This is a genomic window from Sporosarcina aquimarina, assembly GCF_033253705.1.
Classification (GTDB): Bacteria; Bacillota; Bacilli; order Bacillales_A; family Planococcaceae; genus Sporosarcina; species Sporosarcina aquimarina.
Genome location: NZ_JAUBDH010000001.1, coordinates 98317 through 121628 on the forward strand (window position 1 = coordinate 98317; position 23312 = coordinate 121628).

At 44.4% G+C, this 23312-nt stretch carries 23 protein-coding genes; 20 read left to right on the top strand and 3 right to left on the bottom strand.

Features of this window, described 5'->3' with window-relative positions; all coding sequences use genetic code 11:
• Positions 1-8: 8 nt before the first annotated feature.
• From QT716_RS00520 to QT716_RS00550, 7 genes are all read left to right on the top strand, one after another.
• Complete coding sequence (locus tag QT716_RS00520) at positions 9-473, top strand: GAF domain-containing protein (RefSeq protein ID WP_317933713.1); 465 nt, start codon at positions 9-11, stop codon at positions 471-473.
• A gap of 20 nt (positions 474-493) precedes the next feature.
• On the top strand, positions 494-1555 hold the full coding sequence (locus tag QT716_RS00525) for a sensor histidine kinase (protein WP_317933714.1): 1062 nt from the start codon (positions 494-496) through the stop codon (positions 1553-1555).
• Positions 1533-2180, top strand: a complete 648-nt coding sequence (locus QT716_RS00530) for a response regulator transcription factor (RefSeq protein WP_317933715.1) — start codon at positions 1533-1535, stop codon at positions 2178-2180. The genes QT716_RS00525 and QT716_RS00530 overlap by 23 nt, the downstream gene beginning before the upstream one ends.
• A 29-nt stretch (positions 2181-2209) precedes the next feature.
• On the top strand, positions 2210-2734 hold the full coding sequence (locus QT716_RS00535; RefSeq protein ID WP_317933716.1) for a hemerythrin domain-containing protein: 525 nt from the start codon (positions 2210-2212) through the stop codon (positions 2732-2734).
• 60 nt (positions 2735-2794) lie between these two features.
• Positions 2795-4285 carry a nitrate/nitrite transporter gene (locus QT716_RS00540; RefSeq protein WP_317933717.1) on the top strand — a complete coding sequence of 497 codons (1491 nt, stop codon included), beginning with the start codon at positions 2795-2797 and terminating at the stop codon, positions 4283-4285.
• A gap of 69 nt (positions 4286-4354) precedes the next feature.
• Positions 4355-5374 carry a ThiF family adenylyltransferase gene (locus QT716_RS00545; protein WP_317934223.1) on the top strand — a complete coding sequence of 340 codons (1020 nt, stop codon included), beginning with the start codon at positions 4355-4357 and terminating at the stop codon, positions 5372-5374.
• 12 nt (positions 5375-5386) lie between these two features.
• The gene (locus tag QT716_RS00550) at positions 5387-5893 is read left to right on the top strand and encodes a MogA/MoaB family molybdenum cofactor biosynthesis protein (protein ID WP_317933718.1); all 507 of its coding nucleotides are present in this window, start codon (positions 5387-5389) and stop codon (positions 5891-5893) included.
• Positions 5894-5914: 21 nt separating this feature from the next.
• On the opposite strand, the gene moaC is transcribed toward QT716_RS00550, so the two are convergent.
• Positions 5915-6409 (bottom strand): cyclic pyranopterin monophosphate synthase MoaC, encoded by a 495-nt coding sequence (gene moaC, locus QT716_RS00555; RefSeq protein ID WP_317933719.1) that lies wholly within the window; start codon positions 6407-6409, stop codon positions 5915-5917.
• Between the two features lie 61 nt (positions 6410-6470).
• Here moaC and QT716_RS00560 point away from each other — a divergent pair, with 61 nt between their 5' ends.
• Genes QT716_RS00560 through QT716_RS00590 form a run of 7 tightly spaced genes read left to right on the top strand, consistent with a single transcriptional unit; the run spans position 6471 to position 12334 of the window.
• Complete coding sequence (locus QT716_RS00560) at positions 6471-7724, top strand: molybdopterin molybdotransferase MoeA (RefSeq protein WP_317933720.1); 1254 nt, start codon at positions 6471-6473, stop codon at positions 7722-7724.
• A 14-nt stretch (positions 7725-7738) separates the two neighbouring features.
• On the top strand, positions 7739-8230 hold the full coding sequence (gene mobB / locus QT716_RS00565) for a molybdopterin-guanine dinucleotide biosynthesis protein B (RefSeq protein WP_317933721.1): 492 nt from the start codon (positions 7739-7741) through the stop codon (positions 8228-8230).
• A complete protein-coding gene (locus tag QT716_RS00570; RefSeq protein ID WP_317933722.1) occupies positions 8217-8663 on the top strand; it encodes a molybdenum cofactor biosynthesis protein MoaE in 447 nt (148 codons plus the stop codon). The genes mobB and QT716_RS00570 overlap by 14 nt, the downstream gene beginning before the upstream one ends.
• On the top strand, positions 8660-8893 hold the full coding sequence (moaD, locus tag QT716_RS00575; RefSeq protein ID WP_317933723.1) for a molybdopterin converting factor subunit 1: 234 nt from the start codon (positions 8660-8662) through the stop codon (positions 8891-8893). Before QT716_RS00570 ends, moaD begins: the two co-directional genes overlap by 4 nt.
• A 4-nt stretch (positions 8894-8897) precedes the next feature.
• Positions 8898-9452 (top strand): molybdenum cofactor guanylyltransferase, encoded by a 555-nt coding sequence (locus QT716_RS00580; protein WP_317933724.1) that lies wholly within the window; start codon positions 8898-8900, stop codon positions 9450-9452.
• Positions 9453-9456: 4 nt separating this feature from the next.
• Positions 9457-10473: a GTP 3',8-cyclase MoaA gene (gene moaA, locus QT716_RS00585; protein ID WP_317933725.1), complete on the top strand. Its 1017-nt coding sequence runs from the start codon at positions 9457-9459 to the stop codon at positions 10471-10473.
• Positions 10474-10510: 37 nt separating this feature from the next.
• Positions 10511-12334, top strand: coding sequence for an SEC-C metal-binding domain-containing protein (locus QT716_RS00590; RefSeq protein WP_317933726.1), 1824 nt, complete (start codon positions 10511-10513; stop codon positions 12332-12334).
• Positions 12335-12463: 129 nt separating this feature from the next.
• Here the strand turns inward: QT716_RS00590 and QT716_RS00595 are convergent, their stop codons facing one another.
• Positions 12464-13258, bottom strand: coding sequence for a TIGR00266 family protein (locus QT716_RS00595; RefSeq protein WP_317933727.1), 795 nt, complete (start codon positions 13256-13258; stop codon positions 12464-12466).
• Positions 13259-13324: 66 nt separating this feature from the next.
• Positions 13325-14215, bottom strand: coding sequence for a TetR/AcrR family transcriptional regulator (locus tag QT716_RS00600; protein ID WP_317933728.1), 891 nt, complete (start codon positions 14213-14215; stop codon positions 13325-13327).
• A 187-nt stretch (positions 14216-14402) separates the two neighbouring features.
• Between QT716_RS00600 and QT716_RS00605 the strand changes: the two genes are divergently transcribed.
• From QT716_RS00605 to QT716_RS00630, 6 genes are all read left to right on the top strand, one after another.
• On the top strand, positions 14403-15959 hold the full coding sequence (locus QT716_RS00605) for a DHA2 family efflux MFS transporter permease subunit (protein ID WP_317933729.1): 1557 nt from the start codon (positions 14403-14405) through the stop codon (positions 15957-15959).
• 717 nt (positions 15960-16676) lie between these two features.
• The gene (locus QT716_RS00610; RefSeq protein WP_317933730.1) at positions 16677-18155 is read left to right on the top strand and encodes an aldehyde dehydrogenase family protein; all 1479 of its coding nucleotides are present in this window, start codon (positions 16677-16679) and stop codon (positions 18153-18155) included.
• Between the two features lie 15 nt (positions 18156-18170).
• Positions 18171-19337: a saccharopine dehydrogenase family protein gene (locus QT716_RS00615; RefSeq protein ID WP_317933731.1), complete on the top strand. Its 1167-nt coding sequence runs from the start codon at positions 18171-18173 to the stop codon at positions 19335-19337.
• Positions 19338-19363: 26 nt separating this feature from the next.
• Positions 19364-20554, top strand: coding sequence for an acyl-CoA dehydrogenase family protein (locus QT716_RS00620; protein ID WP_317933732.1), 1191 nt, complete (start codon positions 19364-19366; stop codon positions 20552-20554).
• A gap of 53 nt (positions 20555-20607) precedes the next feature.
• Positions 20608-21879 (top strand): serpin family protein, encoded by a 1272-nt coding sequence (locus QT716_RS00625; protein ID WP_317933733.1) that lies wholly within the window; start codon positions 20608-20610, stop codon positions 21877-21879.
• A gap of 185 nt (positions 21880-22064) precedes the next feature.
• Positions 22065-23168, top strand: coding sequence for an NAD/NADP octopine/nopaline dehydrogenase family protein (locus QT716_RS00630; protein ID WP_317933734.1), 1104 nt, complete (start codon positions 22065-22067; stop codon positions 23166-23168).
• Positions 23169-23312 lie beyond the last annotated feature (144 nt).

Consider the following 23312-nt stretch of genomic DNA (forward strand, 5'->3'; position numbering starts at 1 on the left):
GAAGACTCATGGAAAGCCACGTAGCATTCAATTATCAACAACAAGTTGAACAAATTAGAAATCAGATGCAGTGTGATTTCGTTGCACTTGCACTTGTACAATCAGAAGATCGTCATTTCCAAATTCGTTGGGAATACGCATCAGGAAATATCAGCCAACGCTTCAAGCGGATTGTCTTACAATCCGGTAAGGGAGTAGCGGGAATTGTATTTAAGACCGGTAAACCAATTTTTGCTCCGGTCGCTCATGAGTATTGTGAAAAAGATAACTTATATAATTATCCGATTATTTTGGCGGAGCAGCTTGAAAGTTTCGCTGCTGTCCCACTATTTAAATACAATCGGGTGAAAGGAATTGTGATTGCAGGCTGCCGCAGTAAAGGCTGTATGTCAGAAGAGAAGTTCAAATTGTTGAAATCGCTAGTAGCACCAACATTCGGACCTTATTACAGTGAGGAGTTGACCGGGAATTGAATGGGATTAGTCAAAGTGGTATGAGTAATTTGTTAATGCAGCTCTATGATAATTCCACAGAAGCTATATTTTTCTTCAACAGTGACGATAGCGTACTGTCGATGAACAAAGCTGCTGAAAAAATTCTCGATCCCCAAGTTAGTGAGCTTATGAAAGCTGGTAATACTGAAGCGATTTGTATGGCGTGCAAAGGGTTTACTAGTACAGAAGAAGAGCAAACATGTATTTCTTGTTATATGTCTAATCCTAATTTGGATATCCCTTCTTTCCAAGTATTTTTAGAGACGGCGGGAAGAGGAGTGGTCCCTTACACGGGAAGTATTCAAATGATCGATTCTGAAAAGGGCATTCGCGCATTCATGCTGCGTGATCTGACTCCGCAGTTTAAAACGTCAGAAACGCTTCACCAAAAAACTCTTGTTAAACGAGTCATTAAAGCTCAGGAAGACGAACGTAAACGAATTTCCAGAGAGCTTCACGATAGTGTAGCCCAAGAAATGCTGAGTTCGTTAGTAGATTTACGCGTGCTGAAGTATATGAACGTGGAAGAAGACGTGCTGAAAAAAGTGAAGCAGACAGAAGGCTCACTTATGAGACTGCTCGATGATATCCGTCATCTGTCCGTTCAATTACGGCCTGCAACACTTGATGATTTGGGGTTAGAGGCAGCGTTTCGCACCCACTTTAAATGGGTGGAAAAAAACTACGGTCTTCTTGTATATTTTAACAGCGACATACGTTCGAAACGGTTTGAAGGAGAGATTGAAACCGTTGTCTACCGTGTATGTCAAGAAGCGGTATTTAACGCATTGAAGTATGCAGAGATAGAAGAGATTCATGTGAATCTTACACTGACGTCAGGAGAATTGAAACTAATAGTTTCTGACGAAGGAGTGGGATTTGACGTAAATGCACCAACGTATAAAGGCACAGGACTTGGACTATTTGGAATGAATGAACGAGCAGAATTAGTTGATGCAGCACTGAGCGTTCAATCTGAAATCGGAAACGGAACAACCATTGTACTTACCGTGCCTCTAATGAAGGAGGAGACGGAAGTTGAAAATCATAATCGCGGATGATCATGCGGTAGTAAGAAGCGGATTCATGCACATTTTAAATTTCCAGCGGGATATGGAAGTTGTAGCAACAGCGGCGGATGGACTGGAAGCCTATGACTTGGTTGCTAAGCATAAGCCGGATGTTCTCTTAATGGATTTAAGCATGCCGCCAGGTGAAAGCGGTCTGATTGCTACTGGAAAAATCAACGAAGACTTTCCTGATACAAAAATTGTGATTTTAACGATGTATGATGACGAAGAGTATTTGTTTCACGTATTGAAAAACGGTGCCTCAGGATATGTATTGAAAAATTCGCCTGATGAAGAATTGTTTGCAGCGATTCGCACGGTTTACGATGGAGGTACCTATATTCAGCCGTCTATGGCGACATCGCTCGTACGTGAATTTGTGAAGAAAGACGAAGGAGAAGTTGAAACGGATCCATTCAAAATTCTATCCAAACGAGAAATCGAAGTGCTTCCTCTTGTTGCAAAAGGGTACGGCAACAAAGAAATTGCAGAAAAGCTATACATCTCTGTCAAAACTGTGGAAGCGCACAAAGCAAAGTTGATGGAGAAACTAAACTTGAAAAGTAAACCGGAACTTGTCGAATATGCATTGAAAAAGAAGTTCTTGAATTTTTAAACTGGTCAAGTGAAAACGGAGGCTTCGTAATGGAACCTAAACGATTCAAATTCGATTTGCCTGCGTTGCAGGTGTTAGAAAATGAGCATCAGTATTTAACGTATTTAATGGACAATTGGCATCCGATTGTACTTGGATTCGAAAACAAAATTTATTCTTTAGAAGAAGCCCAAGAGGCAATGGGATCGTTACGAAAAGCATTGATTGAATTTATCGAGCCGTTTAAAAACCATACGGAGAAAGAAGAAGACGTCTTGTTCCCAGAGCTGGCACAATATATTGGCGGAGATCAGGGACCGGTCAAGGCAGTGGAAGAAGAGCATGAAGAACTTGATGCGTATATTGGACACTTCCTTCATCATACGAGAGTCAGTCTGAATGACCTTTCTCTGGAGGATTTAGAGGCGGTGGCGAAAGACGCTGGGGAAGCTTACGAGGCGATTACCGTACATTTCATTAAAGAAGAATCGATTGTGTTCCCGATGGTGGAATCGATGTTGCGGATTGAACAGCAAGACGCGTTATTTGAAAAGTTGTATACACCTATTGTGTAACGCAGGTGAAGGCTCAGTAGTACAAAATCTATTAATCCCTATAGAAATGGACTGATATGGATGATTAAAAAAGTGCAGTTGCCATTACAAACTGCCAACTTAGTTGTTGGGTTTATGGTCTGGGTGCTTATTTCATCGCTACTTCCTTTCATTCGAGAAGATGTGGCAATCCCAGCGTCGCGCGTGGCCATTATTACCGCTGTTCCAGTCGTTCTTGGTTCGGTCTTGCGAATTCCGCTAGGCTACTACGCTAATATATTCGGTGCGAGAATCATTTTCGCAGTTAGTTTTATTTTACTTCTATTTCCAGTGTTTTACATAAGTGCAGCATCGTCGTTTACAGACTTGGTCATTGGCGGAACGTTCCTGGGTATTGGAGGAGCTGTATTCTCTGTAGGTGTAACTTCACTGCCTAAGTATTATCCGAAAGAAAAGCACGGACTTGTTAACGGGATATACGGAATGGGAAATGTCGGAACAGCCGTCACAACATTCGCTGCCCCGGTTCTAGCTACACAATTTGGCTGGAGTGTAACTGTAAAGTTGTACCTCATTCTGTTACTTGCATTCGCGGCACTTAACTTTGTACTTGGGGATCGCAATGAACCGAAAGTGAAAACATCGTTAGTCGGGCAAATCAAAGGTGTCTATAAAAATGAAAAGCTATGGTTCTTCTCATTATTTTACTTTATTACCTTTGGTTCATTCGTTGCGTTTACAATCTTTCTTCCAAACTTTCTCGTAGACTACTTTGAACTCGAAAAAGTTGATGCGGGTATGCGTACTGCTGGTTTCATCATCGTAGCAACGCTATTCCGTCCAGTAGGCGGATGGCTTGCGGACCGTTTCCAGCCATTGTTCTTGCTAATGGGTGTTTTTGCTGGACTAACACTCGCAGGAGTTATGTTGGCATTCTCACCTTCGATTACACTGTATACAATTAGCAGTATGCTCATTGCTTTGACAGCTGGAATCGGAAACGGAGTCATTTTTAAGCTGGTTCCATTTTACTTCAGTAAACAAGCGGGAACTGCGAACGGTATCGTTTCCATGATGGGTGGACTTGGTGGGTTTTTCCCGCCATTGCTTCTATCGGCAGTCCATTCGATTACAGGATCCTACTCTATAGGATTCATGGCCTTTGCCCAATTTTCACTCGTCAGTCTAGTTCTCGTTATTTGGCTCTATTATATGGATCGTCTATCTCTTGCTAAAGAAGTTTTTGACTCAACAGGTCAGGGAATACTAGTGACAGACGGGTCAGGAAAGATTTTGTCCGTCAATCCGGCATTTACTAAGCTGACAGGTTATGAACAAGACGAAATTATCGGCAAAAATCCTAGTGTTCTGAGTTCAGGCAGGCAGTCGAAAGAATTCTACACAACGATGTGGGGAGTTATCGGAGATGAAGGCTCTTGGCAAGGAAAGATGTGGAACAAAAAGAAAGACGGTACTGAATACCTTGAGTTATTGACAATCAACGCTGTGAAAAATGACGATGGCGACGTAACCCGTTATGTCGGCACATTCAGTGATATAACACAAACATAACACGGGGACGGCCGGTCATTTTGACTGGCAGTCCTTTGCTTACTTTATAAGAAAGAGAAGGTGCCTATATTGGAACAGCGCTATTCAAGACAAACCCTCTTTAAGCCAATCGGGGAAACAGGACAACAAAAACTTGAAAATTCACATGCCTTTGTGCTTGGTTGTGGAGCGCTCGGATCCTCAATAGCGGAGACACTCGTTCGGGCAGGGATTGGCAAACTGACCATTGCAGATAGAGACTATGTTGAGCCTTCCAATCTACAGCGCCAACAATTATTTTCAGAACAAGATGCTATACAGGGGATACCTAAAGTGGTTGCGGCAGAAGCTAGATTACGTGCAATCCGAAGCGATGTAGAAATCGTTCCTTTGCTCGATCATATAGATGGACCGCTTCTTGAGCGTTACGCTTCAGATGCTGATATTTTACTAGATGCCACAGATAACTTTGAAGCACGATTATTGCTCAACGACTACGCTTGGAAAGCAGACATTCCATGGGTGTACGGAGCGTGTGTCGGCAGCTCGAGCAGTATATTTCCATTCGTTCCAGGTAAAACCCCATGCTTCCGCTGTTTACTTCCAACACTTCCTTCGGTCAATGAAACCTGCGACACTGCAGGTATTATCGCCCCCGCGGTCCAATTGACATCGGCACATCAGAGCGCAGAAGCGCTCAAGTGGCTGACAGGTAATAAGGAAGCGCTGCGCACCAAGCTGCTGCATGTGGATATTTGGCATAATACCCAGGTAGAAGCAGGCATTATACGATTGAAAAAAGACAGTTGCGAGACGTGTGGAACTGCACCTACCTATCCATCTTTGCACATGGAGTCAGGAACAAATTACGCTGTGTTGTGCGGGAGAGAAACCGTTCAAATCATTCCAGCTGCTGAGCGGGAGCTTACAGGAAATGACGTTCAGCGGGTGGCGGAACGTCTTGGAACAATCGTGAAACAGAACCCTTATTTTGTGGAGTTTTATGCAGAAGGATACAGATGTGTCGGATTCTCGAATGGCAGGATGCTTGTACATGGGTTAAAGGATATTGGCAAGGGCCGTAAAATCTATCACCAGTTGTTTGGATAGGGGGAGAATAGCGTGCATAAAGAAGTTGGGAATCTAAACGAGAAGTTAAATGTTTGCGTACTGACAGTGAGTGACACTCGTACGGAGGAAGATGATAATAGCGGCCGTCTCATTCGCGAAAGAATTCAAGAAGCGGGGCATGAAGTGATTGCCCGCGTCATTTGTCCAGATGATAAAAACGCAATTCTTAAAGTCATAGAATCATGGATTGGTAAGAAGGATGCCGATGCGATTATTATTACTGGAGGAACGGGCATCAGCTATCGCGATGTCACGATTGAAACCATTCGGCCGTTCTTCACGAAAGAGCTGGCTGGTTTTGGGGAACTTTTCCGTTACATAAGCTATGCAGAAGACGTAGGATCGAAGGCATTACTCAGCAGGGCCGCAGCAGGTGCTGTTGGGGAAAAAGTATTGTTTGCGCTGCCAGGTTCTGTTAAAGCGGTGACACTAGCAATGGATCGGCTGGTCATGCCGGAACTGATGCATATCCATTACGAATTGACGAAGCATTTGTAAAAGAGAAAGGACGGACGCAAGTTACGCATCCGTCCTCGTGTAATCACCGTTTTTGCCGCCTGTTTTTGACTGAAGCATAGTCGGTCCAATAACCATTTCTTTACCCGAAGCTTTGCACATATCGTAAACCGTCAATGCCGTTGCAGAAGCCGCCGTAAGTGCTTCCATTTCGACACCAGTTAGCCCGGTTGTTTTAACTTCCGTACGAATGAGTACTTCATAGTGCTGAATAGATTCATCGATATTCCACTCAAATCGAATATCGACGCCAGTCAGCGGAAGCGGATGACACATAGGGATGATTGTCGCAGTATTTTTAGCTGCCATGATGCCGGCGACTTGTGCAACGGCGAACACATCGCCTTTTTTATTTGAACCGTCTTTAATTTGATGGTAAATGGCTTCATTGACAACGATAGATGTACTTGCAACCGCAGTTCGTGAAGTAATCGTTTTATCAGATACGTCCACCATGCGTGCGCGACCCTGATCATTAAAGTGTGTGAGCTCAGACATTCGAATCATTCCTTTCAACTCTGATACACTTAGTATAACAGAAGAAAGCAGGTGCTTTTCAGTGGAAATCAGAAAGCCAATTCCAGTAGCAGATGCTGTAATGCATATTATGAACCATGTTAAAAAGTTAGGTGCTGAAACAATAGTTCTTGAACAGTCTATAGGTCGGGTTTTAGCTGAACCAATTGTTGCACGGCACAGTGTTCCGCCTTTCAATCGTTCTCCGTATGACGGCTTTGCGATACGTGCAGAAGACAGTAAGGGAGCGTCTGGTGATAATCGTCTTGAGTTTACCGTGATAGGTGAAATCGGTGCAGGATATGTGGGAGAAAGGCCGGTTGAAAAGAAAGAAGCATATCGAATTATGACGGGGGCTCAGATACCGACAGGCGCTGACGCTGTTGTAATGTTTGAACAAACTGTGGAAACAGAAAGTGGATTTACTGTGCGGAAACCTTTTGAAACTGGAGAAAATATTTCATTCAAAGGTGAAGATGCTGCAGAGGGAGATGTACTAATTGTCGAAGGGACTCTTATCCATGCTGGAACAATCGCATTGTTAGCTACGTTCGGATATGCAGAAGTCTCTGTTTACCAGCAGCCCGTTGTCGGGGTTTTATCGACCGGAACTGAATTGCTTGAGGTTACGGATGAATTGGTACCGGGGAAAATCCGGAATTCCAACGGTCCTATGGTGAAAGCGCAATTAACTCGTGCTGGTGTTCCTTTTAAAGAATACGGAACAACCAAAGATGATTTGGATGCATGTACGAAATTGGTGGAGCGTGCATTGGAAGAAACGGATGCGCTTATTACAACAGGCGGTGTTTCTGTTGGCGACTATGATTATTTACCGACTATTTATGAACGCCTAGGTGCAACTGTATTATTTAACAAAGTAGCGATGCGTCCTGGAAGTGTAACAACTGTTGCGGTACTCGGGGACAAGTTCTTGTTTGGGCTTTCAGGGAACCCTTCAGCCTGCTTTACTGGGTTTGAATTATTTGCCCGGCCTGCTTTACTCGCAATGATGGGAAACAGAGCACCCTATTTACCCCATCTAAAAGCCTATTTGGCCGAAGACTTTACGAAACCCAATCCGTTTACTCGATTTGTCCGCGCGGTGTGGAAGTTGACAGAGAACGGCTTGGCGGCAGCACCTGCAGGTTTTAACAAATCGAACGCAGTGTCATCGATCGCAAGAGGGAATTGCCTGATTGTACTGCCAAGCGGTACTCGCGGCTATTCTGCAGGAGATGAGGTTGACTTGTTACTCATCGGTTCAGAACAAGGTGCAAAGGACTGGGTGCTTTGAAAACTCTTCACATCGTGGGATATAAAAATAGCGGGAAAACGACATTGCTGGAACGCTGGATCGGTATTGTGAAGTCCCAATGTATGACCGTTTCTGTGCTGAAGCATCATGGACATGGAGGAGGAATTGAGCTATCTTCTGAAAACACCGATACTAGCCGTTTTTTTAAAAAAAGTGCCGATGCCACTCTCGTTGCAGGCGGTGGACAGGCTCAGCTGTTGTTGAATGACGAGCCCCCGTTTAAGACGTTAAAAGAGCTGGCTTCAGGCAATTCCCCAGATGTGCTATTGATTGAAGGATATAAAAGTGAACCAGGAAAGAAGGTCATCCTCGTGCGAAGTGAGGACGACTGGGAAACATTGAAAGAACTCGATGGAATTCAGCTGGTAATTGGCAAGATTGCCTGTAATGACTGGCCTGTCATCGAGAATCGCAGCGATGCGATACAACTCGACAGGTGGTTTGCGGATTGGCTGAAAGAGGAGGAGCACAATGAAACCATTTGAAGTAATTGAGTCACCTATTAATCCACAACAATATGCAGATTATGTACTACACGCAGGGGCCGGCGCGGTGACGCTGTTTACAGGTCATGTCCGTGAGTGGACGCATGGCGTACGAACTGTGTATTTAGCGTACGAAGCGTATGTGCCAATGGCTGAGAAAAAACTAGCGGAAATCGGTGCTGAAATGGAAGCTAAATGGCCAGGCGTTAAAGTCGCGATTGCGCATCGCATTGGTGAACTGCATATTTCAGATATCGCAGTCGTCATTGCTGTTTCTTCTTCACATCGTAAAGCAGCGTATGAAGCGAACGAATATGCGATTGAACGCATCAAAGAAGTGGTGCCAATCTGGAAGAAAGAAATTTGGGAAGATGGCGAAGAGTGGTTAGGCGCTCAGAAAAAATATCCTTCTAAGGGAGAGGAATCCATATGATCCGTGTTAATTACTTTGCAAGACTTAGAGAACTCGCTGGTAAAGGACAAGAGACGTTGGAGCGGGACACTATGACGGTTCAGGAACTGCTAGATTGGGCAGAAGAAACGTATCCTGGATTTGGAAAAGATGACATTCAAGTAGCGGTGAATGAAGAGTACGCCTTGCTGGATGATGTAATTCAATCAGGTGACGAGTGTGCATTCATTCCCCCTGTCAGCGGAGGCTGAAGCTATGATAGGTATTGTATTAGCAGGAGGACAGTCGAGAAGATATGGATCTCCAAAAGCATTCGCAAAATTTCGGGGAAAGTATTTTTACGAGTACGCTATGGATGCATTAGCTTCTCATTGCTCGGAGATTATAATCATAGCAAGACCTGAAGATGTTGACCGTTTTCCTGATGCTGTAACGGTTGTGACAGACATACTTGAGTTTGCGGGACAAGGGCCGCTGGCGGGAATTTTGACTGGGATGTGCACTATTAAAAGCGACTGGTATGCGGTGCTGCCTTGTGACGTTCCTTTTGCTGATGGTTTGATCATCCAAAAACTAGTGAATCATAGGGCCGGCTTTACGTCTGTTGCAATTGAAGAAGCAGGTAAGCTACATCCGCTGCTCTCCCTTTGGAGCAAGGAGGCGGAGTTCGAGATCCGCTCTTTGCTCGAGCAGGAGAAACGAAGTGTCAGACCTCTGATCGAGAAATGGGTAGATGGATCTGACCTATTGAAAGAAACCCCAAACCTCTTTGAAAATGTGAATAGACCTGGACAACTTGAAGGGAGATGACGACATGGAGCCAATAACCGACAAATTTGGTCGGCCGATTCGTGACTTAAGAATATCTGTGACTGACCGCTGCAACTTTAGATGTTCCTATTGCATGCCGAAAGAGATCTTCGGTGATGATTATGTATTCCTTCCAAAAAATGAGTTGTTGTCATTTGAAGAAATTGAACGTCTTGCACAATTATTTGCAAAGCTAGGTGTCAAGAAGCTGAGGCTGACGGGCGGAGAACCGCTTATGCGGCGCGGACTTCCTGAGCTTGTTGGCAAACTTATGAAGATTGAAGGTATTGAAGATATCGGGCTGACAACGAACGCCGTGTTACTCGGTCAATATGCCGAGCCTTTGTATGAAGCGGGCTTGCGCCGGTTGAATATCAGTTTGGATGCACTTGATCCAGATTTATTTGGAGAGATGAACGGCAGAGGCGTAAAACCTGAGCTCATTCTGAAAAATATTGATAAAGCGCACGCATTAGGCTTTACTATTAAAATGAATATGGTTGTAAAAAAAGGGACGAACGAACAGGAAATCTTACCAATGGCACAATATTTCAAAGAACGCGGGATCACACTGCGATTCATTGAATTTATGGATGTAGGCAACGATAACGGCTGGAGTTTTGAGAAAGTTGTTACGAAAAAGGACATCTTAAAACGTTTGCAATCAGTGCATGCACTTGAGCCTGTTGAAGAAGAGTATTATGGAGAGGTCGCAAAACGTTGGAGTTATAAGGATAACGGGGCAGAGGTAGGGTTCATCACCTCAGTTTCCGAGTCATTCTGTTCTACTTGCACACGGGCTCGTCTCTCTTCGGAAGGAAAGTTATTTACCTGTTTGTTTGCTTCAGATGGATTCGATGTACGCGAGCTAATACGTGACGGTGCAACAGACGAAGAGCTTGCTGCCGCTGTAACGGGTGTATGGGAGAATCGGGCAGATCGGTATTCGGATGAACGCACAGAGCAAACTGTGAAAAATCGTAAAAACAAAAAAATTAATATGAGTTATATCGGGGGCTGATCATCAGCCCCCCTGAATAGTCAGGGGGATTTGAAACATGACAGGACGAAATGATCCATGCCCTTGCGGCAGCGGGAAAAAGTATAAGAAGTGCTGTGGGAAAGTGGGAGACGATTTATTAAGCGCTGTAGTCAATGAAGAACTCGATCATATTCTTACACAATTTTTTGATACATATCCAACAGGGACAACTCATGAGTCAATGATGCGCCTAATGCGGCAGTGGGCTGAACAGCTGCGCGGCAGTTGGGAGCCGGCTCATATTGAAGAGGCAGCCTCTGAATTTTATTTATTCATAGAAGATAATGAGCAATGGAAAGCGTATATTCGCAAACAACAAAAAGAAGCAGCCCGCGGAACAGTTCAGGACGTTCTTCGCAAATGGGAAGAGCCATTCATGCTGCTCGGAGAAATTACGGCAGCTAAACCGAATACGTTGGAAGTCACGAAGTTGTTAACGAATGAAGTGATTGAATTGGCACGGATTGAAGGAATGCCCGCCGATGAAGGAACTCTGTTGTTCGGTGTCGTACTTCCAGATGCGAGACGCGGTGAAAACGCAGTAGCGCCGGTATCATCTATGCTGTTCTTAGCAAAATGGAGCAAACAGACGAAAAAGTCATTGCTTGAGTTACGTGAGAAATCATCTGATGATACACCAGAAGAATTCATCAGGAAGCATACGCTCGAAATTTATGAGCTGCTCGTAAAACGCAGTATGGCTTCTATGAACGAAATGATTGAAGATGTACTCGCTCCAGCACAATTGACTGCATTAAAGAAGCTTGACGAACAGCTTGCTCGGGTTGACGAGCCAGCAGATGTCCGTGAAATGCTTCAAAAGTTGGCGGTTGCCTACTTTTTGAATACCGAAGTATTAGATAGTGACGAATTAGACGGTACAGCATTTGTGCAAGCGGCCATTTTAGTGGGCCAGTCCTTATCACTCGTGAAATCAGAAACTGCATTTGAAATAGCGGGAGACAGTGAAACGGTTGAGCAGTATCGTACTGAGTTGAAAGAGTTGTATGATGCGATGATGACTGATGGTGACGCAGCCGCAGCAGCAATCTATGAAATTGGAACGGATCCGAGACCAACGGAATCTGAATTGTGGGAAACGGCAATGACGACCTCAGGCGTCGTCGAACCTGAACGTCGACCGGGAGTAGATGAAGGACGTGCCCAGCGCCTTGCTTATGAAGCATTCGGTGCAGAAACGGAAGAGGCGCGACGGAAATTAGCTGAATCATCCTTAAAGATTGTCCCATCGCTGTCCGACGCACTACTTCTGAAAACAGAAACGGTACATGATATTGAACAGGTAAATGAGCTTTATGAGCGGGCTATCCGTGAGGCCAGCAAACGCTTTGAAGCAGGTGAAAACCCGTGGCAAAATATACCGAACCGACCGTTCATGAGAGCTGCATTTGCTTACGGAGCGCATCTTTTCATGCATGGTGAATTCCATGAAGCGGCAGAAGTTTTCCTGGATCTCGTTCGCATGAATACAACAGACAACCAAGGCGCTCGTTATGAAGCGATTGCTTCGTTAATTCATGCGGGGCGTTTCAATGAAGCAGGCGAGCTGCTCGTTCGTTATGAACGCGGATCTGAAAACGATGCTACGTATTTGTATTTGGATTGGAAATTAGAAAACGAAGCAAGCGGCGGTGCTTCTGAAGAGGAAGCGGAAATGCTGAAAAAAGCATCAGCAGCAAACGGAAATGTCATGCACTTGATGGCCTTCCGCGCACAGACGATTGCCTATCCGCGATACGAACGTCTGGAGCCGGGGAGTAAAGAAGAAGCCCGCTACATTTGGCTGTTGTTGAATGGTCCAAGTGGGGTTAAAGAATAGTCGTAGACTGTTAGGGGAATACTGAAAGATAGTTCTATTGTTTCTTATACAAGATAAATAATTGTAAGTACATGACAAACTATAAAAAAAGCTGTCCGCATACGCGGGCAGCTTTTCAAAATGTGAAACTTATTTTCCACCGAGTAAATCGAACAATCCGCCTGCAACACTGCCTTCGCCTTTTGAACTGCTGCCCGGAACTTGAGGAGCAGAAGCAAATACACGACTTGCCAGACGTGAAAATGGAAGTGACTGGATCCATACTGTACCAGGTCCTCTCAATGTAGCGAAGAATAGACCTTCTCCGCCGAAAAGTGCAGTTTTGACACCTTTCACGGTTTCGATTGAATAATCTACATCGTGTGTCATCGCAACCAGACATCCCGTATCAACGCGAAGAGATTCACCAGGCTGGAGTTTTTTCTCGATAATGGTTCCGCCAGCATGTACGAAAGCAAGGCCATCACCTTCTAATTTTTGCATGATGAACCCCTCGCCGCCAAAGAAACCTGTACCGAGCTTGCGCTGGAATTCTATTCCTACAGACACACCTTTAGCAGCTGCAAGAAAAGCATCTTTTTGACAAATGATCTTTCCGCTATGTTCACTTAAATCCATTGGGATAATTTTGCCGGGATAGGGAGAAGCAAAGGAAACATGTCGTTTTCCAGACCCAGTATTCGTAAACGTCGTCATAAACAAACTTTCCCCAGTAAGTACACGTTTTCCTGCTCCCATAATTTTACCGAACAAGCCGCCGCCGTTGCCGGATCCATCACCGAAAATGGTTTCCATTTCAATATGATCTTCCATCATCATTAGCGCTCCAGCTTCAGCTACGACGGTTTCCTGCGGGTCTAATTCAACTTCAACAAACTGCATATCATCCCCGTGAATCTTGTAGTCAATCTCGTGGTTATTCATTGGCAAATCCTCCGAAATTCGTATTTGTTATAAGGAATTACGGTGAGGCAGACACAAAAGTTTCAATTACCCAAGAAAGTCTATACTTTTTTCCCGTAACTCATGGAGCGATTGTATCTGGTTGGCAAGTTTTTCTGCACACTGTGCATATGCTGTAGTGGAATAGTGTTCTTGAAAAGAGTTCGTGACGGACTCCAGTATAGTAGAGCCGCATTTACCTGTTACAAGTTCATCGGTCAAAAATGTTATATATTCGACGCCTTTGTCTTCTCCATCTTTTTCAAAACGCGCAAGCATGTCGCGCAGCTCTTTTAACAAAACTTCTTTTGCATCTTCGTCATCGGAATAAGCAAGCTTTTCAAGAAGCGCTTTGCCTAACAACTTATCGTCATTTGCAAGCATACCTGCCATTAAGTCATCTAGCCGGCGAATGGCAAACGGCACGAGCTGTTCATAGTTGAACGAACTCTTTTCTTTTCCTCCCACTTTAACGAAATGCAGAATATGCTGCATTATCCCAACGAGCATCACAGCACCATCTGCATTATAAGGTTCGGATTCTGGACCGTACACTTCTAATAACCTTCCTGATAACCATGTAATTTCCGACAAGTACTGTTTCCGGACGAAAGTTCTCATTTCTTCATCATTAGAAAAGAAAACCGCTTCGTAGATAGGTAGTAAATTACGTTCTCGATCCACATGTGCCCGTGTCAAAATTTGTTGTGCGAACAGTGTTTTATCCGTACGGTCTTGTCCAAGAAGCAATTTGCGTCTTCTTGTGATTGATTCATCATTCGCCATTTCCAAAATTGCCAAGAGGCAGGCGTTTTTAGAAGTGAAGTAATTATAAAATGTACCTTTAGAGATTCCAGCTGCAGTTAAAATGTCTTGGACTGAAGTTGCGATAATGCCCTTTTCTTCAAAAACTTGCTGAGCAGCTAGAATTACTTTCATTTTCCGCTCGTTCATCAAATCACCTTTACCTTTGTAGTATACTGCAAGTCTACTCTGGAAACGTTGATTTATCAATGAAATTCAATCATAGAGATTTTTATGTTGATTTATTTGGACTGTGAGTATAAAATGTTCTTCATGATGTTTTTCGGTGTTCGAATCAATGGATAAATGGAGGAATAATTAGATGGAAACAGTAGAAACAAATGAGCATATAAAGAAGATGCACGAAAAGCCTCCATACGGCATAATTTCAATTTTATTCATCGGGGCCTTTGTTGCAATCTTGAATAATACATTACTTAACATTGCACTCCCGACAATCATGGTGGAGTTCGACATTTCACCTTCTCAAGTACAGTGGCTAACTACAGGATACATGCTGATCGGCGGTATCATGATGCCGGCCAGTGCTTTCTTCATTATGAGATTTAAGAACCGCAGTCTGTTCTTGACGGCTATGATTCTATTTTCTTTAGGTACTGCCTTAGCAATTGTTACACCTAATTTCTCCTTACTCGTAGTAGCACGGATGGTTCAGGCCTCTGGTGCTGCATTGCTGATGCCACTATTAATGAACGTCATGCTTGTTGCGTTCCCTATTGAAAAACGCGGTCAGGCACTTGGATACTTCGGTCTTGTAATGTTTACAGCACCAGCGATTGGACCAACACTTTCAGGGTTCATCGTAGAAAATTATTCATGGCGTGCATTGTTCATCGTCGTACTGCCAATTGCTCTTTTTACGATAGTATATGCGTTCTTTAAATTGCGAAACATTACGCCGAACAAACCAGTTAAAGTAGATACTGTGTCGATTTTCCTTTCAAGCATTGGATTCGGAGGACTGTTGTACGGATTCAGTTCTGCAGGACACATGGGCTGGTCTTCAATAGAAGTCTACGGCACAATTACAGCAGGTGTTATCGGTCTGATACTATTTGTAACAAGACAGTTACGAAAAGACGAACCTATGCTTGACTTTAGAATATATAAGCATCCAATGTTCGCTTTATCTTCTGTAATATCGGTAGTTGTCTCAGTTGCCATGTTCTCGGGGATGATTTTGACACCGCTATACGTACAAAGCGTACGTCACATTTCGCCTCTTGACTCTGGGCTGCTCATGCTGCCAGGTGCAATATTGATGGGTATCATGTCGCCGATCACCGGTAAGTTATTCGACAAATACGGACCTAAGGCGCTCGCTTTCACAGGTCTGTCTATCACAGTAATAACCACATATTTGCTCAGTCAATTGAGCATGGAGACAGGCTATTATGAAATCATGGCGATTTATACAGCTCGGATGTTCGGACTATCAATGGTAACAATGCCGATTATGACAAATGGCATGAACCAACTTCCTATGGTTTCCAATCCGCATGGTACAGCGATGAATAGTACGGTTCAACAAGTATCAGGTGCGATTGGCTCTGCTATTTTGCTAACCATCATGACGAAACGTGCAGAATCGACAGGTGCGCAGATTGCTCAGGACGCTGCCGCTGCAGGTAAGATTCCCACTGATGCAGCCGGACTTGCACAGTTCCAAGAACAAGTCGCTCAGCAAGCAGAGCTTCACGGTATCAATTACGCATTTTTCATCTCAACGATCATTGCAGCTGTAGCTCTGGTATTGGTCTTATTCATGAAAAGAGTTCTGCCTCCTAAATTCGAAGAGCAAAAAATACCAAAGACCCCTGTTGAACAGCGTGTCGAAGCACAATTGGATAATGATTAATCATCATCATGAACCTTTTACTGGATGTAAACCTTCCAGTAAAAGGTTCTTTTTTGCGATGAATTCTAATTTAGTGATAAATGAGCAGAATCATAGCGCTTTTAGCAAGACGATAACACCAGAAGTGCTCATAAAATTTGAGAAACGCTCATAAACTTGAGGAAGCGCTCATAAAATTTGAGAAACGCTCATAAACTTGAGGAAGCGCTCATAAACCCTGAGAAACGCTCATAAACTCGCGGAAGTGCTCATAAAACGTGAAAAGCGCTCATAAACGTGGGGAACTGCTCATAAACCCTAGAAAGCGCTCATAAACTTGTGGAACTGCTCATAAAACCTGAGAAACGCTCATAAACTTGAGGAAGTGCTCATAAACCCTAGAAAACGCTCATAAACTTGAGGAAGTGCTCATAAAACGTGAAAAGCGCTCATAAACGTGGGGAACTGCTCATAAACCCTAGAAAGCGCTCATAAACTTGTGGAAGTGCTCATAAACCCTGAGAAACGCTCATAAACTTGAGGAAGTGCTCATAAACCCTGGAAAACGCTCATAAACTTGAGGAAGCGCTCATAAACCCAGAAAAGCGCTCCCCACCTCTCAACCACAAGGACTCTATTAACTTGTTCATCTAATGAAAGGAGATAACCAAGTCCTGTCGAATATAGTAAGAAAGGGCTTACAAATCTATCAAGTTATCTCGAAAGGGGAATGCAGAAATGAAACTGAACAACTACATTAACGGACAATGGGGAACAGATACAGGTGCAGAGTATACAGCGGTGAAAAATCCAGCGAACGGAAAAACTATCGCGGAGGTCCGCCTATCTACTGCGGACGACGTCAACAAAGCGGTAGCCGCAGCGAAAGCAGCACAAAAGAAATGGGCACGGGTTCCTGCACCTAAACGAGCAGATTACTTATATGAAATTGGACGGATCATGATTGAAAAGAAAGAGCACCTTTCTCAAGTGCTGACAAAAGAAATGGGGAAAGTTATAGAGGAAGCACGTGGAGAGGTTCAGGAAGGCATCGACATGGCGTATTATATGGCAGGCGAAGGACGCCGTCTTTTCGGCGAAACGGTACCATCTGAATTGGACAACAAATTCGCAATGAGCGTCCGTGCTCCAATCGGTGTTGTGGGCTTGATCACTCCTTGGAATTTCCCGGTTGCAATCGCTACGTGGAAGTCATTTCCCGCTATCGTTGCAGGCAACACCTTCATCTGGAAGCCCGCGACGGAAACGCCAATGATGGCGTACGAAATGGCACTCATTTTTGAAGAGGCGGGCTTGCCTGAAGGGGTCGCAAACGTTGTATTCGGAAGCGGAGGCACAGTTGGGACCGCCATGATTGAAAACCCGGATGTCCGTGTCATTTCATTTACCGGATCTACAGAAACAGGACGACGTGTCGCAGAACTGGGCGGCCGTCATTTGAAAAAGGTATCCCTTGAAATGGGGGGCAAGAACGCCATTATCGTCATGGATGATGCGGATATTGACTTGGCCGTTGAAGGCATCCTCTGGAGCGCATTTGGAACCGCCGGACAACGATGCACTGCATGCAGCCGCGTCATCGCACATACAGATATAAAGCAGGAACTTGAGCAAAAGCTGCTGGAAGCGATGAAAGACTTGACGATTGGTGATGGAGCAGACGAATCGAATAAGATTGGTCCGGTCATTAATGCGAAAGCACTCGAGAAAATCGGCTATTACGTGAACGTCGGAAAAGAAGAAGGGGCGAAGTTGCTAGCGGGCGGAAATACAATGACAGAAGGCCATTATACAGGCGGGCACTATTTCGAACCCACACTATTTACTGACGTTGCAGCAGATAGCCGACTTGCGCAAGAAGAAATCTTCGGCCCTGTTATTTCATTGATTGAAATCAGCAGCCTGGAAGAAGCAATTGAAGTGAACAATAGCGTCGTATATGGCTTGTCCAGCTCGATATTCTCTCGTGATGTCAACAAAATCTTCCAAGCACAACGTGACCTGGATACCGGAATCGTTTATGTGAATGCCGGAACAACAGGTGCCGAGATCCATTTACCGTTCGGCGGAACAAAAGGAACAGGCAATGGTCACCGTGACTCCGGTGTTGCGGCGCTCGACGTCTTCACGGAGTGGAAGAGCATTTACGTAGATTTCAGCGGAAAGCTGCAGCGCGCACAAATCGATAACAACTAAAAGGAGGATGATTGGATGAAAGTCGTCGTATTAGGTGCAGGGTTGATGGGGAAAGAAGCCGTTCGGGACTTAGTAAAGAATGATGAGGTAACAGCCGTCTATTTAGCGGATCAAGACGTCCGGAAAGCGGAGAACTTCGCCGATGACCTCCTATCAGATAAACTGAGTATTTTAAACCTGGATGCGCGCAATGAATTGCAGCTGAATGAAGTGATGTCACTCGGTGACGTTGTCATCAACGCACTGTTCTATACGTTCAACGAACAAGTTGTAAAACAAGCTATTGCAGCGGGTGTGCATTGTGTGGATCTTGGCGGTCACATTGGCGGAGCGACAGATGCGGTTCTCAAGTTGCGAGAAGAGGCAGAAGCACGCGGTGTTACAATTATTCCTGATCTAGGAGTCGCACCTGGGATGATCAATATCCTGTCGGGCTATGGGGCTGACAAACTAGACAAAGTCGAATCCATTCGTCTGTATGTTGGCGGCGTTCCTGTTCATCCTGAACCTCCTTTAAATTATAATATCGTGTTTTCTTTAGAAGGTGTGTTTGATCACTATACAGATTCATCACGTGTTATTCGTGATGGAAAAGTCATTGAACTTCCATCGTTGTCAGAAATAGAAACCGTTCATTTCGATGAATTTGGGGATATGGAAGCATTCCACACTTCTGGTGGGACTTCGACATTACTTGAATCCTTCCCGGACGTGCAAACACTTGAATACAAAACAATCCGGTATCCAGGACACGCTGAAAAATTCCAACTGCTCGTAGACCTTGGATTATTATCTAGGGAGTCGACGATTCAAGTCGATGGGAAACCGCTGCGTGTCCGGGATGTGATGCGTGCACATTTAACACCTCAATTGCTGCTAGGAGAAAAGCAAGACGCTGTGCTGCTTAAAGTAGAAGTCAGTGGTGTTGCATCAGGAATGGCAGCAACTTACGAATACAATATGACTGTGAAGAAAGACACGGAAATGAACGAAACCGCAATGGCGCTTGCAACTGCTAATACAATTTCCGTTGTCGCACAAATGATAGGCAATGGTACGATTACGAAACGCGGCGTCTATCCGCCTGAAGCAATTGTTCCAGGTTACTTATATATGGAGGAAATGGACAAAAGAGGCGTTCATATCGCGGAAACAATCCACACTGGAGAGGCTTCACTCTAATCCGAGCACGGTAAGGAGGAACAGAGATGGATTTCAACTTTACAGAAGAGCAGCAGCTGCTGCGTAAAACGGTAAGACGTTATGTTGATGATCGAATCCTTCCGAATATCGCGAAATGGGATGCAGAAGGTGGTTTTGACTCCGAGGTCTGGAAAGAACTTGCAGACCTCGGGTTCATGGGGACGTGTATTCCTGAAAAGTATGGCGGCAGCGGTATGGATTACAATGCTCTTGCCATTTTGTGCGAGGAGCTGGAACGTGGGGACACCGCGTTCCGGACTGCGGTGTCCGTTCATACAGGCCTGAATTCACTGACCCTCCTCCAATGGGGGACCGAAGCGCAAAAGCAAAAGTTTCTTGTCCCCCAAGCCAAGGGAGAGAAAGTGGGCGCCTTCGGTCTGACAGAACCAGGGGCGGGCTCCGATGTAGCAGCCATGGTCTCAACTGCAGTTCGTGACGGAAATGAATACGTACTGAATGGTCAGAAAACCTGGATTTCCCTATGCGACAGCGCAGATCATTTTCTAGTATTTGCCTATACGGATAAATCCAAGAAACACCATGGCATTTCGGCTTTCATTGTAGAACGTACAATGCCCGGCTTTTCATCCAAAGCCATCAAAAACAAATATGGCATCAAAGCTGGAAATACAGGTGAGCTGTTTTTTGAAGATGTCCGTGTTCCTGCTGCCAATTTGCTCGGAGAAGAAGGAGAAGGCTTCAAGATTGCCATGTCTGCACTCGATAACGGACGCTTTACAGTAGCTGCAGGGGCTGTTGGCCTTATTCAGGCGTGTATGGAAGTGAGTGTCGCTTATTGCGCAGAACGCAGTACGTTTGGCAGGCCGATTGGGCAGCATCAGCTCGTCCAGCAAATGATTGCACGAATGGAAGCGGGCTATCAAATGAGCCGACTGCTCGTTTACCGGGCCGGGGAGATGAAAAATGCTGGTTTGCGTAATACACGCGAGACTTCATTGGCAAAATGGCAAGCATGTGATTTTGCCAATCAGGCGGCGGATGATGCGTTCCAAATTCATGGAGCGTATGGATATTCGGATGATTATCCGGCAGCACGATTCTTGCGTAACTCAAAAGCCCCGGTGATCTATGAAGGTACCCGAGAAATCCATACAATTATGCAAGCGGAATATGTTCTTGGATACCGGCAGGACAAGCCGCTCCACAACATGTTGCCGGCATGGCCATTTGAGTGAACTATGTAACCTTTCTGTACTCAAACCGACTCATCTAGTAAAGGAGATGGGTGATGATGAACAAAAAAGCGATACTTTCGACAGTAATCAGTACGGCGCTCCTCTTAACGGCATGCGGCACTGTGAAGGCACCCACGAAAAAGGGGGAACCAGAGCCAGAAAAAATCACCGCTTCTTTCGGAAAAGAGGACTACTTGAATTTAAGTGGGCCAACAAATGATTTGGGGATGAATTTGGTCCCTAAAGCAAAGCCGGATGACAATGGAAATGTCTTCGTGTCTCCTGTCAGTCTATTGATGGCGTTATCGATGCTTCAAAATGGAGCAGAAGGCCAAACGAAGGAAGAGATAATAAAGGCGATGCAAGCGACTGGAATGGACGCTGAATCGATAAATCGCGCGAATGCATCTTTGCTGAATCACATTCAACACTCAGCTGATGATTTGACACTTCAGACAGCAAACTCTATTTGGGTGAATGATCAGTATACACTTCAAGACAAATTCAAGAAAATCACCCATGATTACTATTTGGCAGAGGCCGAAGCCATTGATAGCAGCAATCCGAAGTCTGCAGATCGGATGAATGAGTGGGTTCAAAAAGCTACGAATAATAAAATCGGAGAAATCGTCCAATCGCCGCTTGATGATAGCCTCGTTCTATTTTTGTTAAATGCAGTGTATTTTAAAGCATCATGGACCTATCCGTTCGATGAAAGCTTAACAAAGAACGATGAATTCCAACTCACGGACGGATCAGTAACGGAAGTTCCATTTATGCAGTTGAATGAAGAGCTGCCGTATTTAGAAACGGAGCAGTTTCAAGCAGTTTCACTGCCTTACGGTGAACAAGGAAATATGAAAATGGATATTTACGTTCCTAAAGAAGGTCATTCTATTGATGGGGTTCTATCTTCTTGGACAGCTGAGAACCGTGAAAACTGGAATGACTCATTTGAAGGTCGTCCGGGATCTGTACGTTTGCCTAAGTTTCAGCTCGACTATGAAGTTTTATTGAATGATGTACTTCAGGAATTAGGGATGGAAAAAGCATTTAGTGATGACGCAGAGCTAGGAACCTTAGTAGAAGAGGAAAAAGAACGATTGGTTGTCAGTAAAGTATTACAGAAAACTTACCTATCTGTAGACGAAAAAGGGACTGAGGCAGCAGGGGTTACTTCCATTGCAATCGACACGACGTCTGCGCCAGCCGGAGAACCTTTCGAATTCAATGCAGACAAACCGTTCTTCCTTACAATCCGTGATCAGAAAGCGGACATCTTGTTGTTTGCGGGAAAGATATCCAATCCGGCGTCAAATAATTAAGAGTGAAAAGTCTCGTGCCGTTAGAAGGCGCCGAGACTTTTTTACAGGAATAACTAGTTATCTTTAATTCTGATAAGTCGAACAAAATAGTCTTTTAAGTAAATCTATGATGGTATTAAGTGGTTGGAAGAAATCAACAGTTTTATAAAGAATATGAAAGATTTTCAAGAGAGGGGAAACTAAAATTGAATATTACGATTGTTGGTTCAGGACACGGAGGTTCTACTGCGGCAGCTTGTCTAGCGCGCGATGGTCACCAAGTCAGTATGTTGAAGCTAAGCAATCAGCCAAACGAACATTTTGCTAAATTGGAAGAAACAAAGTGCATTACCTTGAAAGAGGGAGACGGACAGCAAACTTATCCACTTCATGCTGTGACACGCAACCCTGCAGAAGTTATACCACAAGCAGATATTATCCTCATTTATTATGTCTCAAATTACCACAAGTCCCTCGCGAGCGCTCTTGCTCCACATTTACAAAAGCACCAAACCATTTACATTTGTCCGGGGTATCTTGGAAGTGTTTACTTCTTGAATGAATTAAAACGAATCAATAGAACGGAAGACGCACCGCTGTTTGTTGAAGGCGAAACGTTGCCATACAGCTGTAGAATCACAAATTCCGGTGAGGTTACGCTGTACTCAGAAAACTATGGTCATCCGATTGCGTCCATTCCTGCAGATCGGGTACAAGAAGCATGCCATACATTAAAACCGATTCTAGGGAACTGTATTCCGCGTGAGAATATCGCAGAAGTTGCACTGCATAACCCTAATTTGATTATGCACACAGTCGGGATTGCATTGAACGCTGCCTATATAGAGAACTCAGAGGGACAATTTTCGATGTATACAGAAGGGTTCACTCCTTCCACATGGAAAGTGGCGCACCAGTTGGATAATGAAAAAATGGAGATGTTAGAGAGAATTGGTTCTAAACGACGTACGTATATCGAAGAATTCAAAGTACGCACATTTACGGAACCAGAACTCCATTCAGATGACGAAGCATTTGCCATCTACGCAGACAGTGTGAAAGATTTGCATACGAAATCAGTGAACAACCGTTACATCACGGAAGACGTGCCCATGGGTCTTGGGCTGCTTCATTCACTTGGGAAGCACTTGGGCATGCCAACACCAGTTGCCGATTCGATTATTACATTAGCAGGTACAATGGTTGGGGATGATTACTTCCTGGAAGCCCGTACTGTTGAAGAACTCGGATTTACAACTGCAGAAGAATTGTTATCATTCATCGGTGTGAACAAAACTACCGAAGTTTAAAAGTTGTTTTGAAAACGAAGGGAAGAGCCCTTCGTTTTTTATTTTTAGAGTCTAGGCAAAAGTCCCTTGCATTCTATTTAAAGAAAGCGTACTATAGGGATTGACCAAATGACCGTAATTGAATAACGGTCATTTTACAATGAA